Raw genomic sequence first — 18471 nt, 5'->3', positions numbered from 1 at the left:
TTTTCTGTTGCAACGCATCGGCGCCGGACCCAATTTGGTCCGGTGCTGAGGCAATATGAACTGCTTGAAAAGGTAAGGGCCTACGATCCCGAAGCGGACGAGGCCCTGATCAACCGCGCCTACGTTTTCTCCATGAAGGCGCACGGCTCGCAAAAACGCGCCTCGGGCGATCCCTATTACAGCCATCCGATCGAGGTCGCCGGCATCCTCACCGATCTCCATCTCGACGATGAGACGATCGCGACCGCGATCCTGCACGATACGATTGAGGACACGGTGGCGACGCCGGAGGAAGTCGAGAAGCTGTTCGGCAAGAATGTCGCGCGGCTGGTCGACGGGGTCACCAAGCTGTCGCGGATCGAGGCGCAGAGCGAGAGCCAGCGCGCGGCCGAGAATCTACGCAAGTTCCTGCTCGCCATGTCCGGGGACATCCGCGTGCTGCTGGTGAAGCTCGCCGACCGGCTCCACAACATGCGCACGCTGCACTTCATCCAGAATGAGGAGAAGCGTCGCCGCATCGCCCGCGAGACAATGGACATCTATGCCCCGCTCGCCGAGCGGATCGGCATGTACGAGTTCATGCAGGAGATGCAGACGCTCGCCTTCCGCGAGCTCGAGCCGGACGCCTACAAGTCCATCTCCAAGCGGCTCGAGCAGCTGCACAAGGGCGGCGGCGACCTGATCGACCGCATCGGCCGCGGCATCAAGGCGCATCTGGAGGCGCACGGTTTCGAAGCGCAGGTGCAGGGGCGCGAGAAGCATCCTTATTCGATCTGGCGGAAGATGGCCGAACGCCACGTCAGCTTCGAGCAATTGTCGGACGTGATGGCGTTCCGAGCGATCGTCGGCAGCGTCGAGGAATGCTACCGGACGCTCGGCCTCATCCACCAGCGCTGGCCGATGGTGCCCGGCCGCTTCAAGGACTTCATCTCGACCCCCAAACGCAACGGCTATCGATCGCTGCACACGTCGGTGATCCATGACGAGCAGATGCGGATCGAGATCCAGATCCGCACCGAGGAGATGCACGCCCAGGCCGAGCACGGCCTCGCCGCCCACTGGGCCTATAAGGAAGGCAAGGCGGCCGCAAAGACGCAGCATCCCTGGATCAGCGACCTGATCGAAATCCTGGAACATGCCGGCTCGGCCGAGGAGCTCCTCGAGCACACCCGCATGGCGATGTACCAGGATCGTATCTTCGCCTTCACGCCGAAGGGCGAACTGATCCAGCTCCCCAAGGGCGCGACACCAGTCGACTTCGCCTATGCGGTGCACACCGATCTCGGCGACCAGACGGTCGGCGCCAAGGTGAACGGCCGGGTGATGCCGCTCCGCACGCCGCTCGATAATGGCGACCAGGTCGAGATCCTCGTCTCGAAGGCGCAGCACCCGCAGCCGACCTGGCTGAATTTCGTCGTGACCGGCAAGGCGCGCGCCAAGATCCGACGGTTCGTCAAGTCCAAGGAGCGGGAGGAGACGGTCGCGCTCGGCCGCAAGATCTTCGACGAGATCGTCCAGCGCCTGCCGGCGCCGCTCGGCTGGGAGTCGATGGCCGAGGCGCTGAAGCGCCTGCACCTCCATGACGATGATGCACTGCTGGAGGCGATCGCACTGAAGCGCATCGACGACGTGCAGGTGATGGAAGCTTTGATGCCGGGCTCGACCAGCCGCGAGGGCGTGAAGCCGCCGCCGCAGCGCACCGCCATCTCGATCAAGGGCCTGACGCCGGGCGTCGCCTTCGATCTCGCCGAATGCTGCCATCCGATTCCCGGCGACCGCATCGTCGGCTTGCGCCGTGAGGGCACCGGGATCGAGGTTCATGCGATCGGCTGCGACCGCCTGGCCGACGGCATCGACGCGGACTGGGTCGATCTCGCCTGGGGCGACGAATCGGACGGCGGCACCGCGCGCCTGTGCATCGTCATCAAGAACGAGCCCGGTTCACTCGCCGTAATCACCGGCATCCTGGGCGGCCATGGCGCCAATATCGTCAGCCTCGACCAGACCAATCGCGACGGCCAGTTCCACACCTTCCATCTCGACATCGAAGTCCACGACGTGCCGCATCTGATGCGCATCCTGGCGGCGCTCAGAGCGACCGACGTCGTCTCGACCGCCGAACGCCTCTAGGAGCCGCCATGACAGCGCTGATTGACCGCCGCTTCTTCCTCGGCACCGCCGCCGCGGCCGCTTTGCTCCCCGTGAGCAACTTGCTAGCGGCGCCGGCGAACAGCTTCGTGATGTGGCACAGCCCGGGCTGCGGCTGCTGCCTGGAATGGGCGAAGCGGATGGAGGCTGCGTTCAGCCGCAAGCTGCCGATCGTCGAAGCGCCCGACATGCATCGAATCAAGCGCGCACAGGACGTCCCGGAGGGCCTGCACTCCTGCCACACAGCGCTGATCCACGGCTATGCGGTCGAGGGCCATGTGCCGCCGGCCGACATCCAGCGCCTGATCCGCAGCAAGAGCAAACTCGTCCGCGGCCTTGCCGTGCCCGGCATGCCGGCCGGATCGCCGGGCATGGACGTCGGCCACAGCCGGCGCGATGCCTATCAGGTGATCGCCTTCGCTCCGAACGGCCGCCGCTCGGTCTTTGCCCGCTACGGCTGAGCCCGCTCGACCCGAAAGATCTCGCCATCGAAATCGACGATGTAGAGATTGCCGGCTTGATCCACGCCGAAGCTGGTAATGCTGCCGATCGCCCCGGCATTGGGTGTGAAATCAGCGCGCCGGTTAGTGAAGCGGCTGTTCGGTGCGGTGCTTCCGGGGACCAGCTCCGACAATGGCAGCGACCATATGTTGCTGCTTATGAAGTCGGCGAAAAAGTAGAGCCCCTGCAGCGACTCGACCGGCCCCCGATAGACGTACCCGCCGGTGACGGTGCGGCCCTCGAGCGGCCCGGTGCCGTGCGGATATTCGGCGACGGGCGGCATGAACGAGGGCTGGCCCGGGCCCTTGAACTGCCGCGTCCCTTCCAGCACCGACCAGCCGAAATTCGCGCCGCCATCGGACGGCCTCATCAGGTCGATCTCTTCGATCGCGCCCTCCCCGACATCGCCGATGAAGAGATTGCCGGTGACAGGATCGAAGCTGGCACGAAAGGGGTTGCGAAGCCCCACCGCCCAGATCTCGCCCGCGCCCCCGCCGGTGGCGAACGGATTACTGGCGGGGATGCCGTAATCGCGGTTAGCGTCCGCAGGGAAATCGTCGCGGGATACGTCAATGCGCAGCATCTTGCCGAGCAGGAGATTGGTGTTCTGTGCGTTGTTCGACGGGTCGCCCGATCCCCCGCCGTCTCCGACCCCAAGATAAAGGAGATTGTCAGGACCAAAGCCGATCCAGCCACCGTTGTGGTTGTTGGCGCCGGAGTGCGGGATGACGAGCAGCACGTCGCCGCTGGTTGGCTCCGCGATGTCGCGGGCGGCGGTGGTGCGGTAGCGCCGCAGTTCGATATTACCCTGCGGATTGGTGAGGTAGACGTAGAAATTGCCCGTCGCCTGGAAATCGGGCGCGGTGGCGAGACCCAGCAGCCCCCTTTCCCCATTGGTCGAAACCAATGCGCTGAGGTCGAGGAAGAGGACGGACGCGCCGCCCGGCGTCAGGATGCGGATCCGGCCGCCCTTTTCCACGACGAACACCCGGCCGGATCCGTCCGGCAGCGGCGCCACGAAAAGCGGCTGGGCGAAGCCGGTGCCGACTCGCGTCACCCGGAAGGCGTCCGTCCCTGAATTGGTGACGGTGACGGAGAGGTCGAGCGTGGCGCTGGTCATGCCGTCGCTGACGCCGATCCGGACCAGATAGACATTGTTGCCGTCGGCGTCGGCCGGCGCTTCGAAATCGGGCGGCGTGGCGAAGGAGAGCGCGCCGCTCGCAGTGATGCGGAGCAGCGCCTGGTCGGCGCCGCCTGCCAGCGAGAAGGTGAGCGCATTGCCGTCCGCATCGCTGGCCGTGGCCGTGTAGATTGTGCCGCTGCTGTTCTCGGGCACGCTGGCGCTGGCTGCCGAGGTGAAGACCGGTGCCTGATTCGCAGGTGTCGGCGTTGGCGTCGGCGAAGGTGCCGGGGTCGGCGTGGGAGCAGGCGTGCCGCCGCTGCCGCCGCCGCCGCAGCCGGCGATCGCCAGCGCCCCCGCAACGGCGAGCCAGGGATGAGATCGAAGTCGCCTGCGCATCGGCGCGCTCCTGCTGAGTCCTCCGACTTTGACGCCCCTTTGCTGCGGCTGGCAATCGCTCTTTTTGCGCCGCCCGGCGGTCATGCTAGGGCGAGGCATGACCGACACGCCCGCCGCGATGACCTATGGCGACTATCTGGGTCTCGACCAGCTGCTCACCTCCCAGCATCCGATCTCCGACCATCATGACGAGATGCTGTTCATCATCATCCATCAGACCAAGGAGCTGTGGCTGAAGCAGATCGTCGGCGAGCTGAACCTCGCCCGTGAACTGATCCGCCAGGACTCGCTGATCCCGGTCCACAAGATCCTGTCGCGCGTGTCGCGCATCCAGGCAGTGATGACGCTGAGCTGGGACGTGCTGTCGACGATGACGCCGGCAGACTATACGAGCTTCCGGGGCGTGCTCGGCTCGAGCTCCGGCTTCCAGTCGGCGCAGTTCCGGCTCGTCGAATATCTGCTCGGCCTCAAGGACGCGGCGCACCTGCGCTATCAGCCCGGGGGATCGGAATGGCATGCAGCCTTGTCCGAGGCACTTCATCGCCCGAGCCTCTGGGACGAAGCCAATGCCGCGATCGCGCGCGCGGGCCTTCCGCTGCCGGCGGAGGTGCTCGAGCGGGACTGGAGCGAATGCTACCAGCCGAGCGAGGCGGTGGAGACGGCCTGGGCAGAGGTCTATCGCGACACGGCGCGATGGTGGCCGCTCTACCAGCTCGCCGAGAAGCTGGTCGACCTCGACGATGCGATGGCGACCTGGCGGCACAAGCATGTGCTCACGGTCGAGCGCATCATCGGCCTGAAGCGCGGGACCGGCGGCACGGCCGGGGTTGCCTATCTGCAGTCAACGGTCGGGAAGCGCGCCTTCCCGGAACTCTGGTCGCTGCGCACTCGCGTCTAGGGCGGCAAGGGTCTCGGTGATGATGCGCTCGCGCGCCGCCAGGGTCGGATGCGTGCGGAACAGCTGCGGCCCGTCGAACCGCTCATAATAACGCCGCCAGAAAGGAATGGCAGCGGACGCATCGAAGCCGGCCGCCCAGACGAGGCTGATGCCGAGCCGGTCTGCCTCCTCCTCGGTCGCGCGGACCTTGTCGGCATTGGCGCCGAATCCGCGAAGCAGCCCCTCGCGCGGCACTCCCTGTTCGTCCAGCCGGTCGGGATGATTGAGGATGTTATGGGCCAGTTCGTGCCCGATCATGACCGCGACCTCGGCGTCGCTATTGGCGAAATCGACACCGGAGGTCGTCAGCGTCACATAGCGCCCGTTCGCGAACGCATTGGTCTGCGTCGAACGGGCGAGCCGAACCCGCACCGGGCAACCCGGCGTCGATCCCAGCCGAATCGGAAGCGTCTCGCCGTTCCGAAGAATTGTGATGTCGGCTGGGCCTTGGCCCAAAGCCTCCTCAATCTGCATCTCGGCGGCTTCGAGCACCGCCCGCCGCGGCGTTGCGCGAGCCGGGGCGCGACTGGCGTCCTGCCGAATCGGCTCTCCATTAACGGCGACGATCACGTCGCCGGCACGAAGCCCTGCGACGGCGGCCGGGCTCCCTCCGATTACGCTGAGAATGCCGAGGCCGCGATCAAGGCCGTGACGGTCGATCATCGCGGCCCGCCCGGCCGCCTCATATTCGTCGAGATGGTGGAACAGGAGACCCGTGACCGGGTGCGGAGCCGGGCAGAAGCGCGTGCCACCCAAGGCGAGCCGATAAGCGATTTCTCCGATCCGGTGATCCGCCGCGCGGAGCAAGGAGCCCGACGCCTCAGCGGCTTGCGCGGCCGCGGGAGCAACCTCGATGAGCGCCGCGGCACAGAGAAAGGCGAAGGGTAAGAGCTTCATTGGAGCAACGACCTACGGCGCAAGTCGCTATGGCCCTAGCAAGAGCGGCTGCATGGCCGCTGAACGGCCTCCCCTGCACCCAGGCCAAACGAAAATGGCCGGATGAGGGAAACCCTCACCCGGCCAATTCGATTCAAAATCCGACCTAAGCCGGCCCGTGCTTACGGGCTGACCGGCGGACCCTCTTCGTCGTCGTCGACGGCGATGTAGATGCCGATGATGATCGTGATGATCACGAGCAGCGGGATGATGAAGCCACCGCGGCCAAACATCTCGCTCTCGCCATCGACGGTCTCGTCAGCCGGAGCAATCTCCGCGCTGGCCGCACGAGCGGCAGCAGCCGAACCATTGGCGGCAGCGATCGCCGGCGTCGCCGACAGACCGATGGCTGCAACCGCAGCGATAAGTCCCTTGAAAACCACGTCAGCTTCTCCCTTCGTACTCAAACTTCTGCTTTGATTTCGCGTCCTGATATCCGAGGCATAAGCACCTGTCTACCCCGGAATTCCCGAACCGAACTGCTTGTGAAACCTGCCATAGGCTCGTTCCGTTTACGAACCCTGAACCGCCGAACGCCGGTCGGCAATGGAAGTTCACCCCATTCGATAATATTTGCCGGATTGTTGCCATTGCGCATCAGGCCGTCGTAGAGGGTGTGCATCCGCCTAGTAACATGCTGTCATTGCAAGGGTTTTAGCCTTGATCACAGAGCCAGTTCCGATCCTCGCCGGCCGCCTCCATGCGCGAGTCGTGCTCCAGTTGCTCGGAATGTGGCTGCTCGTGGCGGCCGCTCCCGCCTCGGCCGCGGTCGAGATCACCTTTCTCTCCAAGGAGTTCGGGGCCAGCTTCCCGCATGCCTATGTCGCACTGGAAGGCACGCTCGACCGGACGGGCGAGAGAATCAATGCCAACTATGGCTTCACGGCAACACATGTCTCTCCCGCGGTATTGCTAGGCTCGGTTAAGGGAGAGGTGATGTCGGTCGATCCCGAATATATGAGCAACAGCGACCGGCACTTCACCATCACGCTCAGCGACGACGACTATGACCGCGTCATGGCCACGGTCGAGCGCTGGCGAACGCTGGAGCAGCCCTCCTATCATCTCAACCGGCAGAATTGCGTCTTCTTCGTCGCCCACGTCGCCGCCGCGCTGGGGATGAAGGCCGACACGCCTAAAGCGCTGATGAAGAAGCCGCGCTCGTATCTGGAGATGCTGACGCGCGAGAATCAGCCTTGGCTCGCCGAGCGCGGGGCGCGGCTGATGCGGGGTGCGGCCGCCTCGCGCTAGACGCCGTGATAGGCGCGATACCAGTCGACAAAGCGAGGGATGCCGACGTCGATCTTCGTCGACGGCTGAAAGCCGAGATCGCGCTGGATGGCGCTGATGTCGGCATAGGTGTCGCGCACGTCGCCGGCCTGCATCGGCATCAGGATCTTCTCGGCCTTGCGCCCGCACGCCTCCTCGAGGATCGCGATCATCCGCGTCAGCTCCTCGCTGTTATTGTTGCCGATATTGTAGAGCCGGTGGGGCCCCTTGCTGCCGCCGGCCTTCTCCTGCCCGTCGTCGGGCGGCGGGTTGTCGAGCGCAGCGACGATACCGGTGACGATATCGTCTATATAAGTGAAGTCGCGGCGCATGTTGCCCTCGCCGAACACTTGGATCGGCTCGCCGGCGAAGATGGCGCGGGTAAACAGCCACATCGCCATGTCCGGCCGTCCCCAGGGGCCGTAGACGGTGAAGAACCTGAGCCCCGTCTGCGGCAGCCGGTAGAGATGGGCGTAGGTCTCGCTCATCAATTCGTCCGCTTTTTTGGTCGCCGCGTAGAGGGAGAGCGGGTGGTCCACCCGATCCTCCACCCGGAAGGGCAAGTTCTTGTTGCCGCCATAGACCGAGGAGGATGAAGCATAGACGAAATGCCGCGACTGACGGTGTCGCGCGATCTCCATCATGTTGAGATGACCGACGAGGTTCGACTGAACGTAGGCGCCGGGATTCTCAATCGAATAGCGGACGCCGGCCTGCGCGCCGAGGTGCACGATGCCGTCGAACGCCTCTCTCTCTAGCGCACCACCCAAGGCGGCCGCATTCGCGAAGTCCGCCTCGATGAAGAGGAAGGCGCCTCCGAATTGGCGGCCGAGTTCGGCGAGGCGATCGCGCTTCAGCTGTGGGCTGTAATAATCGTTGACGTTGTCGAGGCCGAGCACCGTCTCGCCACGCTCGAGCAGGCGCCGCGCAACGCTGGAGCCGATAAAACCGGCCGCGCCGGTGATGAGGGTGGTCATGCAATTCCGCCTGTTGGGGGTCGGGCGCCGCTTAGACGAGGGTCCCGGCGGCGACAACTGGTGCCATCCCGGCATTGTGCGGTGCAGCGCGCGCCGCTATCCGTCTGTGGATTCAGGCGGTCAAAGCTCGTAACGCTGGCACGGAACGCCTTTTACTCCCGCGGGAGCCGCTCGGGCCTAGTCTACGTGTCGATCGAAACCGGAAAATTTGCCAGTGTGCGGCCCACCTTCTGGAACAGGGTGCGGCTCCAGCTCGGCATCGGCCTGCTGCTGGCCGTACTCGCCCCCTGGGCAGTGCGCGTCCAGCTCGAGATGCAGGAACTCGAATATATCGGCCTACAGAATTCGCTGGCTGGGACCTTCGTCGCGCTGGTGCTCGGCTATTACGGGTTCCGACGGCTTTCCCGCTATCCGGGCGTCCGGGCATCCTTCCATATCCTCCCCTCCTTCGCCGTCTCCTATGGACTTGTCCTCGCCTTCTTCTTCTTCGCCCGCCTCGACTATAGCCGACTGCACTTCGTCACGAGCTTCGCGCTGGCGGTCTTCTGGTACTATGTCATCTACTTCAAGCTGCAGCGGCAGCAGCGGCTGACCATCGGCGTAATCCCGCATGGCCAGGTCAAGAGCCTGTTCGGCATACCCGGCGTAGACTGGATCGAGCTGTCGAGGGACGATCCGACTGCCGATCAATATCCGGTGATCGTTGCCGACCTGCGTGCCGACATTCCCGATGAATGGGAGCGCTTCCTGGCCGACCGGGCGCTGAACGGCACTCTGGTCATGCACGTCAAGCAGATCGAAGAATCGCTGACGGGACGAGTGGCGATCGAGCATCTGTCCGAGAATAATCTTGGATCGCTGATCCCCGGCATCGTGTTCGCGAAGGGAAAAAGGGCATTCGACTTCGTCACAGCGCTTCTCGCACTTCCGCTCCTCCTTCCGTTCCTGCTGCTCATTGCCCTGCTGATCCGCATCGATTCACCGGGTCCGGTGCTCTTCCGGCAGCAGCGCATGGGCTATCGCGGCTCCCCGTTTCTGATGTTCAAGTTCCGCACCATGCGAGAGACGGCGCCCGGGATCGGGGCCGATGCGCGGCAGGCGGCGATCACTCGGGAGGACGACGAAAGGGTCACCCGGATCGGGCGCTTCCTCCGCCAGTATCGGATCGACGAGCTACCCCAGCTGATCAACGTCGTCCGCGGCGAGATGAGCTGGATCGGGCCGCGTCCGGAGGCGGTGCCGCTGTCGCTCTGGTATGAGGCCGAGCTCCCCTTCTACCGATATCGACACATCGTCAGGCCCGGCATTACGGGGTGGGCGCAGGTTAAGCAGGGCCATGTCGCCGACGTCGACGAGGTGCTCTGGAAGCTCCATTACGACTTCTATTATATCAAGAACTTCTCCTTCTGGTTGGACGTGCTGATCGTCGCGCGCACCATCCGGACGATTGTGAGCGGCTTCGGCGCCCGTTAGACGCCGCTCGTGATTGGAGTGAATAAAGATGACTGACGACCGGCACGCGCGGATCATCCGCTGCGAGGACCTGCTCGAGGCGGACGTGAACGGCGAGATCGTCGCGCTGCATATCGAAAAGGGCCAGTGCTACGGCATGAACAATGTCGCCTCGCGCATCTGGGCACTGCTCGCCGAGCCGATCTCGCCCGAACAGATCTGCGCCACGCTCGCGGAGGAATATTCGGTCGACCCTGCAACCTGTCGGGCAGATGTCGATGCCCTGCTGACCGATCTTAAAGCGGAAGGCCTGATCAAGCCCGCCGGGCAGTAGGCGCACGCGCCGCGATTTGCTCTCGAGCATGCGCTTCCAGCGCGGTCGCCTGCTCGTCAAAATCGGCAAAGCCCCAGACGCGCGTCGCGGCGAAGACCGGCACCTTGCGCACCAGATCCAGGCACGAGGCCAAATGCTGCCGCGTTGCGCCGATGCGGCCGACATAGCCGCCGCGGTACGTGTTCGCGACCAGCGCATCGACCGCTTCCACCCCCACCAGCCGCTGGACGCCGGCCTCGCCCCCTTCAGCCTTGCGAAGCAGATAGACGTGGTCGAGCGGCAGCGGCCTGGTGTCCTCCGGCCGCGGCGTCGGGACGTTATATTTGTCCATGTCGTCGAACGAGAGCTCGTAATCCTCGACCGTGCGACCGCTCACCTCGATCGCTTCGCGCCATAGGCGCAGGCGGGGAATGCCCCGATGCGCAAGCGGCTGCCCCGCTTCGTCCATGGTGACGACGCAGACGTCGTCGGCAAGGACGCGGTAGCCACGGTCCAGGAACCAGGCGGCCATGGTGGATTTGCCTGCACCGCTATGGCCCATGAAGGCAACCGCACGCCCTTCTATCTCAATGGCGTTGGCGTGGAGCGGAAGCAGCCCGCGTTGATGGAGGATACCGCCCAGCGCCGAGCCGAGCAGGAACAGCCTGATGTTACGCTCCGAGCAGCCGGGAACAGGGTCGATCAAGATCTCGCGCCCGCCGGTGATTTGATACGAGGCGACCTTCGGGATGACGAGGCGGATCGCCTCCGGCGTGAGCGCATATTCGCCTTCGACCCTGCCGTAGCGGATGACGACATCCGCCTCGCCGGGGCCATGAGCTGGGAACAGCTCCGGCAGCGGAATCTCCGACCGGAGCCGCAGGCCGAAAACGCCATAGAGGTCCGGCGCGTCAGGAGACGTCACGCTGCCACCGCCATTCCGTCGCTGAACCTGATCAGCTTCTCGCAGAGGCTGAGGCTCGCCTCGCGATGTGCGATCATTACGATCGTCGGCCGGTCGGGTGCGCTGCGCAGCTCGCTGAGGATCGCCCTCTCCCCTTCAACGTCGATAGCGTTGGTGGCCTCGTCGAGGAGAAGCAGCGACGGCCGGCGCAGCAGCGCGCGGGCAAGCGCGATCCGTTGGCGCTCACCGCCGGAGATCAAAGTGCCTCGCTCGCCCACCAAGCTCTCCAGTCCGAGCGGCATCCGCCGGACGAGCGGCTCGGCGCCCGCGCGCCGGAGCGCTGCCCAGAGATCCTCTTCGGCGGCGTCGGGTCGCGCCCAGAGCAGGTTGCGGCGAACGGTGTCATGGAACAGGAACGGGTCTTGGGAGACGTAGCTGATCGAAGCGCGCCAGGCGAGCAGATGCTCGCCCTCGAGCGGCTTGCCCGCCACTTTGATGCCCCCTGACTGCGGAGAGTAGAGGCCGACAAGCAGATCCGAGAACGTCGTCTTGCCGGCGCCCGATGGCCCGGTGATGCCAACGAAGCTGCCCTGCTCGACGGCGAGATTCAGCTCCCTCACTCCACCGGTTCCCTCGCCGCCGCTCGAGCCGCTATGCGTGAAGCTGACGTCCTTGAACGTGACGGCGCCTTCGATCCTTGCCTCGGTTGCGGCTCTTGGCGGCTCCGCGTTCTGCTGTCGGCTGAGCTCCGCCTCGAGTTCCTTAATCTTACCGTAGGCGGGAAGGCTATGAAAGATCTGCTGCGCCGCGCTCTGGATGACCATCACCGGCCCATTCATCCGCGCCAGCACGAAGAGGAAGGCGATCAGCGCCGTCGGCGAAGCGTCGAGCAGACCGATGCCGACCAGCATCGCAACGCCCGCGACCAAGGCGGCCGTCGAGGTCAGCGCGAGCTGAGCGCGCGTGCGCTGGCGCGTGAACGCCACCCGGCGCGAGCCGGCGTGGCCGAGCGTCTCCTCGAACTCGGCAACGAAGCTCCGCTGGAGGTCTTGGCTGAGCGCGAGCTTGAGGCCGCCCAGGAACTGGGTTGTACTGGTGACCAGCGCCAGATTGGACTCGGTGAGCTGAGCACCCAGCGCGCGCGACCGCCGCAGCACCGGCCGGAGCGCCAGGGCGCCGCCGGCCAGCAAAAGGACGACGATCAGGGCGAGTACCGGGGACAGGAACAGGACCAGCAGGGTCTGTCCAGCGAGCATGGCCAGGTTCACCGCGCATTGCAGGCCGAGATAAGCCGCGTCGCCACAAGCCTGTATGTCGCCGCCAAGCACATGCGTCACTCGTCCGTGCTTCAACCGCGAGATCACGTCCCAGCGGGTGTTGGCGATCAGCCTGATGATCCGGAGGCGGTGCGATTCGAGGAAACCGATCTGCAGCCGCGCCAGCGTCACGTCTCGCTTGATCATGATCAGCGACCGGATTGCGAGCAACAGGGCGAACAGGCCCAGCAGGAAAGCGAGTTGCCAGAAGGGCGTCGCGGCCGGGATGAAGGTGACGAGCTGCCGGCTGAAGTCTGCGATCCAGCCGCTGGACGAGCCGGCGCCGAGAACGACGGTCAGGATCGGCAGCAGCAGAAGCAGGCCGATGCCCTCGACCAATGCGCCGAGCACGAGCAACGCCCCCGCGCCCCAAGCGCGCGATCCCATGAAGCGCAGGAAATCGCCCGCAAACTCCCGCAACGTGCCGAGCTTCCGAGCAGGAGCCGGCGTCGAGACCGCCTGATGCACGACCAAGGCGCCTCAGTCCCGACGGGCGGGAGGAAATGAGGCGAGGCAGGTGAACTGGGGGGCCTCCTCACCGCCAAGCACGGTCCGCCCGCCAGCATCGATCCAGACATGGGCACGCAGCCCTTCCTCTCTGCCTTGCGCCACCCCATAGTGGAGGATCGACCGGATCCCTCGCCGTCGCAGCATCAGGTGCAAGGCCAGCCCGCGCTGGAAGCAGACTGCCCGCCACGGCACCCGATCCGCCCACGTCCGCACCGCCCAGCGGCATTGAGCAATAAGACGATCATGCTCGGACGAGTCCGGCTCCATCCGCCTCGATCGTGTTTGCATCAGCTCCGCAGTTTGCCTGAACGGCAGAATTCGGATCGCCACGGACGAGGCGATAAGGCTCAATATCGCCTCGGTCAGAACAAGCCAGTTGGAACCGCTGAGGCGCAACAGTCGGTGAATGTTAGAAGGAGCTCTAGTCATATCGGTCGTTGCTGCCTGAGGCGGTTCATATCGCCCGATGCGCAACCTGTCAGCCAACCAAGCCGAGCTCTATCGGGCGAGGTGATGACGGCGCGTTCCATCCCTGCTGTTTTCAACGCGTTGTCGACAGAATGAAATGTCCTGCCGAGAGCGCGGACAGCAGCACCAGCCGATACTGGGTCATTACTCTCGGATTTTCCCAGCCGCTGCTCGGCCATTCGCGGATCCAAGTTCTCATCGCGTCGACATCAAGGATGGATGAGGCAGTGGCATTTGCCGCAATCTCTTCGACCAACTTCGCGATCGACCCGAGATCCTTGGTCATACCTTCGTGCCAGTCGGCGGCTTGGTAACCCTTGCGGCGCTCGTCGAGCACCGCCGGAGGCAGCCGGTCCGACAGAGCAGCGCGAGCGAGCGGGCGACGAACCCCGTCCTTGAGCAGCATCTCGGTGGGTAGCGACAAGCAGAATTCCATGAGCCGCCGGTCCGCGGTGGGATCACGCTCATCGATTCCCCAGTTGGCAAGAGCGCCCTTTCGATAGTTGCCGAAGTCATAGCCTGCGATCACCTGAATTGCGGCCTCTAACTGGTCACCCGGCTTTTTCCGACCTTTCAAGTGAGCCCGTCGCTTTTCGATAGCCCGCTTCATATGCGGGTGAACGGCGGCGTTGAGCAGATTGTGCGGCTGCGATGACAGTTTCTGCGCGCGCTCCATGATGAGCTGAGGCACCCACGGACCGAAGGAATTGGCGGCGATGACTCGCACCCGGGCTTTCCTAGCTGCGAGCAGGGCCCTGGATTCCCGCCACCAGTCGCGCAGCCGTCGCTGGCGAATTAGGTCGGCGAGCAGGCGATAGGGTGCCGCGCTGATGTTGAGGTTGCCGAGTTCGCCAGTCAGCAGGACGGATGCACCCCTGGCACTTGCAAGGCGCTGGATCTCGCCCATCCATAGGAAGTTGCAGAGATTGTGGAGTGGCCGATCATATGTCTCCACATAACGATCGAGGCTTGCGATCGGAGAATGATCCGACCCTTCGACCAGCACGTGCTCGATGTTGGCATGCAGCGCCGCAGCCTCCGCCGCGATCCCGCCCTCATCCGCGATTCTCCCGAATGGGGCGACCGAGCGGCTGGCGCGGCTCGGCACCGAAGTGAACGCAATCACGGAGCCGTTGGCCGGCAGACGAAGCATCGCTGCCGTAGAGGTCACTGCGCTGCTGTCCCACCCGCCGCTCAGGTGGGAAGCCACCTTCTGGTCCACGCCCCGCAAACGTGATCTTACGGCTCTGTCCAGCTCTGCTCGAAAAGCCTCGCGATACTCGCGAAAGTCCTTGAGGCCGAGATCCCGGGATTGAGGCCGCCAATATCGCCACTGGACCAGCTGGTCCCGCGTCACACGCAGCGCATGCCCGGGCAAGATTTTGCTCACCCCCGCATAGTGCGTCGCTTCATCCAGGTCCGGCACGAGGGCGACGAACTCGGCGAGTTTGGCTTCATTGGGACGGCGGGGAACCTGCGGCAGGGCATGGAGCCCTTTCGGCATCGAGGCGAAGGCGAAGAAGTCCCGCCCGCGGTGAAAGAAGAGTGGTCGCTCGCCAAACGGATCGCGCGCGAGGAAAAGCCGATCTTCCGCGGCATCCCAGACCGCAAAGGCATAGTCACCCACGATGAAGTCGAGAACCTGTTCGTGCCAGCGCTCGAAACAGAGCATCAAGAGCGCGGAGTCGGCAAGGGAGTGGCCTTCGGAGCCACTCACTCCAAGACGCTCCATCAGTTCCGACCGGTTATCGAGACGGATATCAGCGACAAGTAGATAGCGCCCGCCGCCGCCCACGATCGGCTGCCTGTCATGCATATCCTCAGGAAGCGTCCTGTAGAGGCAGCGACCTAGGGCGATATCCGCAAGCGCTCGATAGGCGCTATCATGAGGACCATATGCATGCTGACTGCGAAGCATGTCGCCACAATATTGGCCAACACTTTCCGTGCTCGCCCAGCGCCAGAAGCCAGCAATAGCGGACATAGAAAAGCCTCCGCCTCATCGAGGCGGAGGCCCTAACAGAGTTGGTTCGAGATTAAGAAGCCTGCGGGCCGCTCCCGTCGGGCGTGCCGCCCTCATCGCTTTCCGCGGAACCTGCGTCGAGCCGCTGCAGAGCCGGGCGAACCCACTCCTGCTTCTCGAAAACTTCGTTGCTCATCTCGTTGCTCATACAATCGTCTCCCTGACAAAGAGTGTGTCGCCGTCCTATCTCAAGCCCCTGTAACTCTCAACCCATTCTTTTGTTCGCATATCAACCTCTTGTGGAGCCTTGTGAAGTCAGTGGCACGACCGCGATTCCGAATATTCGCCACTGCCCGCCGATATTCTGAAAGAGCAGGTCGAAACCGACCGCATTTGGCCTGAGCGGGAAGCTGCCCCGCGCCCGCAGCAACCCGTTCTCGTTGATTACGGGAGGGATTTCGAAGGCTGGCGTAACCACGAGCGCGTTCGAGACATCTACGCGCTGGTTACGCAGCGACTGAAAGATGCCGGCGAGAGTGGCCGCCGAGTTATTGGCTTGGAAGCTTGGCGCTCCAAGGTCGCGGAGCACCGAATAATTGCCTGTCTGATTGGCATGATCCAGCGCTGCCATGGCGGACCAGATCAACTTCATTACAACGAGCATGTCGGGGGCTGCGGCTTGAGCAGGAGCCGCAGGACGCGCTTGGGACTCGGCCGACCGCGGCTGCGTTCTAGACTGGCCGAAAACCGGCCCTGAGACTGAGATCAAAACAGCCGTGAGAAGAAAACGGGCCGGGGCACGAAGCCCCGACCCGCCATTCTTTCCGCTTGAGCGGATGCTTACCATGCAACTTGGAAGCCGGCGCGTGCGCCCACTTCCCCGCTGTCGAAGCCGACGCCGACGCCGGCCGAAACCGACGACATCTCGCCGACCCGCGCCGAGAAGGCGGCAGTGGCGGCGGCTCGCTCGTCGAAATAGCCGATGCCGCCCGACATGGCGTAGTTGGCGCCAGCCGGAATGCCCGGGGTTTCCATGGCGAGAGCCATCGCGACGCCCTCATGCGCCCTCCGGATGTCGCGGCGATTGATGTCCGCGAGATCGAACAACTGCGCCGTCTGGGTCTGCAGCGTTGTGACGTTGCCCTGAAGGGTGCTGATATTTGTGCCGAGGGCGGCAATCGAAGCCGCGCTCACCGTGCTCCGGCCGAGGATGCCATTGGCGTCGATCGTCGCCAGGTTGGCCGAAGCCGCCGTCTGGGCCGCAGTGCTGGCTGCGATGTCGCCGAACCGCACCGTGCTGCCTGCCCCGCCCAGCGAAACCTGGTTGGCGGCAGTGGTGGTGGCGCCGGCACCGATTGCCGTCGAACCGGCAAAGGTCGCCGTAGCACCGCTGCCGATCGCAGTGGCGTTAGTCGCCGAGGCGGTTGCGGTGTTGCCGAGGGCAGTGGACGTCGCGCCGCTCGCCACGGCGCTCTTACCGATGGCCGTTGAACGAACGCCAGTCGCCAGCGCCTGATGGCCTGAAGCGAGCGAGAGCTCTCCCGAGGCCTCGGACTGCCAACCGAACGCCTGAGCGCCGCGCCCCGTAGCTCTCGCCTCGCCGCCGACGGCGGTGGAGTGGAAGCCGGTGGCGGTTGCAAGGTCGCCCACGGCGACCGCGTCCTCATCACTGGCCACAGCGAGATTGCCGACCGCTGTCGAGGTCAGGCCGGAGGCAGCGGTGTCCTTGCCGATAGCGGTCGAGCGGACGCCCGTCGCCTGCGCGACGTGGCCCGTAGCCAAGGAGAAGTCGCCCGACGCATTCGCCCGCCAGCCGAACGCCTGCGATCCGATGGCGGTTGCACGGGACTCGCCGCCAAGCGCCGTCGAGTGGAAGCCGGTCGAACGGGCATCATCCCCGAGCGCTACCGCATCCTCGCTAGTCGCCTGGGCCAGGTTGCCGATCGCGACGGACGTGCCGAGCGAAGCTACGCCCGACGGGGTCGTGCCCGCCGCGGTGCCCGCGCCGTTGCCGATCGCGATCGAGCTCAAGGCGCGCGCAGTGGCATTGCTGCCGACTGCGACGGAGTTGGCCGCGATAGCATTGGCATTGCTGCCGAATGCGCTCGACAGGTCGCCCTCCGCGCTCGAAACGTTGCCGACCGCCGTCGAACGCGCCCCCTGAGCGAAGGCCGTGGCGCCCACCGCAGTCGACCGCAGACCAACCGCGGTTGCGGTTTCGCCGACTGCCGTCGCCCTCTCGCCCGTCGCATCGGAGTCGGCGCCGAGGCTCGTCGAGCGAAGACCATCGGCATTCGAATTCGCGCCGACCGCCGTCGCGGACGCGCCGTTCGCGTTGGCGTTGCTGCCGAAGGCGCTCGACAGTTCACCCAGCGCGCTCGAAACGTTGCCGACCGCCGTGGAGCGCGCGCCCTGGGCAAAGGCCGTAGCGCCCACTGCAGTAGAGCGCAGGCCCGTCGCGGTCGCGGTATCGCCCAATGCGGTCGACCGTTCGCCGGTCGCGTCGGAGTCGGCGCCCACGCTCGTAGAACGGAGCGCCGCGGCGTTGGAATTCGAGCCAAGCGCAGTCGACGATTCGGCGTTCGCATTGGCGTTGCTGCCGAAGGCGCTCGACAAATCTCCGATGGCGCTCGAAACATTGCCGACCGCAGTCGCACGGGCGCCGCTCGCGAAGGCCGTGGCGCCGAACGCGCTGGAACGCAGGCCGGTGGCGGTGGCGGTTTCACCCACTGCCGTCGCGCGTTCACCCTCTGCATTGGCACTCACGCCGACGCCGGTCGAGCGAAGGCCCGCCGCAACCGAGTTGGAACCAAGCGCCGTGGCTTCGGCGGCGTCGGCATTGGCATTGCTGCCCACTGCGGTGCCGAGATCGCCCAGCGCGCTGGAGACGTTTCCGACCGCCGTGGAGCGGGCGCCCTGCGCGAACGAGGTCGCGCCGACTGCAGTCGAGCGCAGCCCGGTCGCCGTCGCGGTTTCGCCGACTGCAGTCGCGCGCTCGGCAGGCGCATTGGAGTCCACGCCGCATTCCGTGCTGCGCAGCGCCGCAGGGTTCACGTTCACGTTGCATTCCGGTGTCGCGTCGGCGAAGGCCGGGCTGGCGACGGAAATGGCGATCAGGCTCGCCGCTGCGGCGAAGGCGCTCTTGGTGATCTTGTTTGAAAATTGCATGCCGTTCACTCCCTGTTCGACGGACGCGCTATGCCTGCGCTTCGCTGATGGTGTCTAGTTCGGGCGGCGAGCGCTTGGCAATCCCATTAA

Annotated in this window: 17 protein-coding genes; 6 read left to right on the top strand and 11 right to left on the bottom strand. The window is 64.9% G+C overall.

Going from position 1 to position 18471, the window contains the following annotated elements; translation table 11 throughout:
* Window positions 1–42: 42 nt before the first annotated feature.
* Window positions 43–2130 (top strand): RelA/SpoT family protein, encoded by a 2088-nt coding sequence (locus AC5JBD_RS03840; protein ID WP_495720431.1) that lies wholly within the window; start codon window positions 43–45, stop codon window positions 2128–2130.
* Window positions 2131–2138: 8 nt separating this feature from the next.
* Window positions 2139–2609: a DUF411 domain-containing protein gene (locus AC5JBD_RS03835; protein ID WP_495720430.1), complete on the top strand. Its 471-nt coding sequence runs from the start codon at window positions 2139–2141 to the stop codon at window positions 2607–2609.
* On the opposite strand, the gene AC5JBD_RS03830 is transcribed toward AC5JBD_RS03835, so the two are convergent.
* Window positions 2600–4168, bottom strand: a complete 1569-nt coding sequence (locus AC5JBD_RS03830) for a PQQ-dependent sugar dehydrogenase (protein ID WP_495720429.1) — start codon at window positions 4166–4168, stop codon at window positions 2600–2602. The genes AC5JBD_RS03835 and AC5JBD_RS03830 overlap by 10 nt on opposite strands.
* Window positions 4169–4265: 97 nt before the next feature.
* Here AC5JBD_RS03830 and AC5JBD_RS03825 point away from each other — a divergent pair, with 97 nt between their 5' ends.
* On the top strand, window positions 4266–5066 hold the full coding sequence (locus AC5JBD_RS03825; protein WP_495720428.1) for a tryptophan 2,3-dioxygenase: 801 nt from the start codon (window positions 4266–4268) through the stop codon (window positions 5064–5066).
* On the opposite strand, the gene AC5JBD_RS03820 is transcribed toward AC5JBD_RS03825, so the two are convergent.
* Window positions 5010–6002, bottom strand: a complete 993-nt coding sequence (locus tag AC5JBD_RS03820; protein WP_495720427.1) for a M48 family metalloprotease — start codon at window positions 6000–6002, stop codon at window positions 5010–5012. The genes AC5JBD_RS03825 and AC5JBD_RS03820 overlap by 57 nt on opposite strands.
* Window positions 6003–6163: 161 nt before the next feature.
* A complete protein-coding gene (locus AC5JBD_RS03815; RefSeq protein ID WP_495720426.1) occupies window positions 6164–6424 on the bottom strand; it encodes a hypothetical protein in 261 nt (86 codons plus the stop codon).
* A 277-nt stretch (window positions 6425–6701) separates the two neighbouring features.
* On the opposite strand from AC5JBD_RS03815, the gene AC5JBD_RS03810 reads away from it, so the two are divergent.
* A complete protein-coding gene (locus tag AC5JBD_RS03810; RefSeq protein ID WP_495720425.1) occupies window positions 6702–7292 on the top strand; it encodes a hypothetical protein in 591 nt (196 codons plus the stop codon).
* Here AC5JBD_RS03810 and AC5JBD_RS03805 read toward each other — a convergent pair.
* On the bottom strand, window positions 7289–8287 hold the full coding sequence (locus AC5JBD_RS03805) for an NAD-dependent epimerase/dehydratase family protein (protein ID WP_495720424.1): 999 nt from the start codon (window positions 8285–8287) through the stop codon (window positions 7289–7291). The two genes, AC5JBD_RS03810 and AC5JBD_RS03805, sit on opposite strands and share 4 nt — an antisense overlap.
* A gap of 186 nt (window positions 8288–8473) precedes the next feature.
* Here AC5JBD_RS03805 and AC5JBD_RS03800 point away from each other — a divergent pair, with 186 nt between their 5' ends.
* Both AC5JBD_RS03800 and AC5JBD_RS03795 read left to right on the top strand, forming a co-directional pair.
* Entirely contained in the window at window positions 8474–9760 is a 1287-nt protein-coding gene (locus AC5JBD_RS03800; protein WP_495720423.1) for a sugar transferase, read from the top strand.
* Between the two features lie 28 nt (window positions 9761–9788).
* Window positions 9789–10073, top strand: coding sequence for a PqqD family peptide modification chaperone (locus tag AC5JBD_RS03795; protein ID WP_495720422.1), 285 nt, complete (start codon window positions 9789–9791; stop codon window positions 10071–10073).
* Here the strand turns inward: AC5JBD_RS03795 and AC5JBD_RS03790 are convergent.
* The 7 genes from AC5JBD_RS03790 to AC5JBD_RS03760 form a co-directional block, all read right to left on the bottom strand.
* Window positions 10054–10977: a hypothetical protein gene (locus AC5JBD_RS03790; protein WP_495720421.1), complete on the bottom strand. Its 924-nt coding sequence runs from the start codon at window positions 10975–10977 to the stop codon at window positions 10054–10056. The genes AC5JBD_RS03795 and AC5JBD_RS03790 overlap by 20 nt on opposite strands.
* The gene (locus AC5JBD_RS03785; RefSeq protein WP_495720420.1) at window positions 10974–12740 is read right to left on the bottom strand and encodes an ATP-binding cassette domain-containing protein; all 1767 of its coding nucleotides are present in this window, start codon (window positions 12738–12740) and stop codon (window positions 10974–10976) included. The genes AC5JBD_RS03790 and AC5JBD_RS03785 overlap by 4 nt, the downstream gene beginning before the upstream one ends.
* Before the next feature lie 12 nt (window positions 12741–12752).
* Window positions 12753–13211 carry a lasso peptide biosynthesis B2 protein gene (locus AC5JBD_RS03780; protein ID WP_495721184.1) on the bottom strand — a complete coding sequence of 153 codons (459 nt, stop codon included), beginning with the start codon at window positions 13209–13211 and terminating at the stop codon, window positions 12753–12755.
* Between the two features lie 112 nt (window positions 13212–13323).
* Window positions 13324–15234, bottom strand: coding sequence for an asparagine synthetase B family protein (locus AC5JBD_RS03775; protein ID WP_495720419.1), 1911 nt, complete (start codon window positions 15232–15234; stop codon window positions 13324–13326).
* Window positions 15235–15286: 52 nt separating this feature from the next.
* Window positions 15287–15421, bottom strand: coding sequence for a hypothetical protein (locus AC5JBD_RS03770; RefSeq protein ID WP_495720418.1), 135 nt, complete (start codon window positions 15419–15421; stop codon window positions 15287–15289).
* Window positions 15422–15502: 81 nt separating this feature from the next.
* Window positions 15503–15865 (bottom strand): hypothetical protein, encoded by a 363-nt coding sequence (locus AC5JBD_RS03765; protein WP_495720417.1) that lies wholly within the window; start codon window positions 15863–15865, stop codon window positions 15503–15505.
* A gap of 188 nt (window positions 15866–16053) precedes the next feature.
* Entirely contained in the window at window positions 16054–18381 is a 2328-nt protein-coding gene (locus tag AC5JBD_RS03760) for a YadA-like family protein (RefSeq protein ID WP_495720416.1), read from the bottom strand.
* Window positions 18382–18471 lie beyond the last annotated feature (90 nt).

The organism is Allosphingosinicella sp. (assembly GCF_059502505.1).
This window is presented reverse-complemented; position numbering and strand designations above follow the sequence as displayed.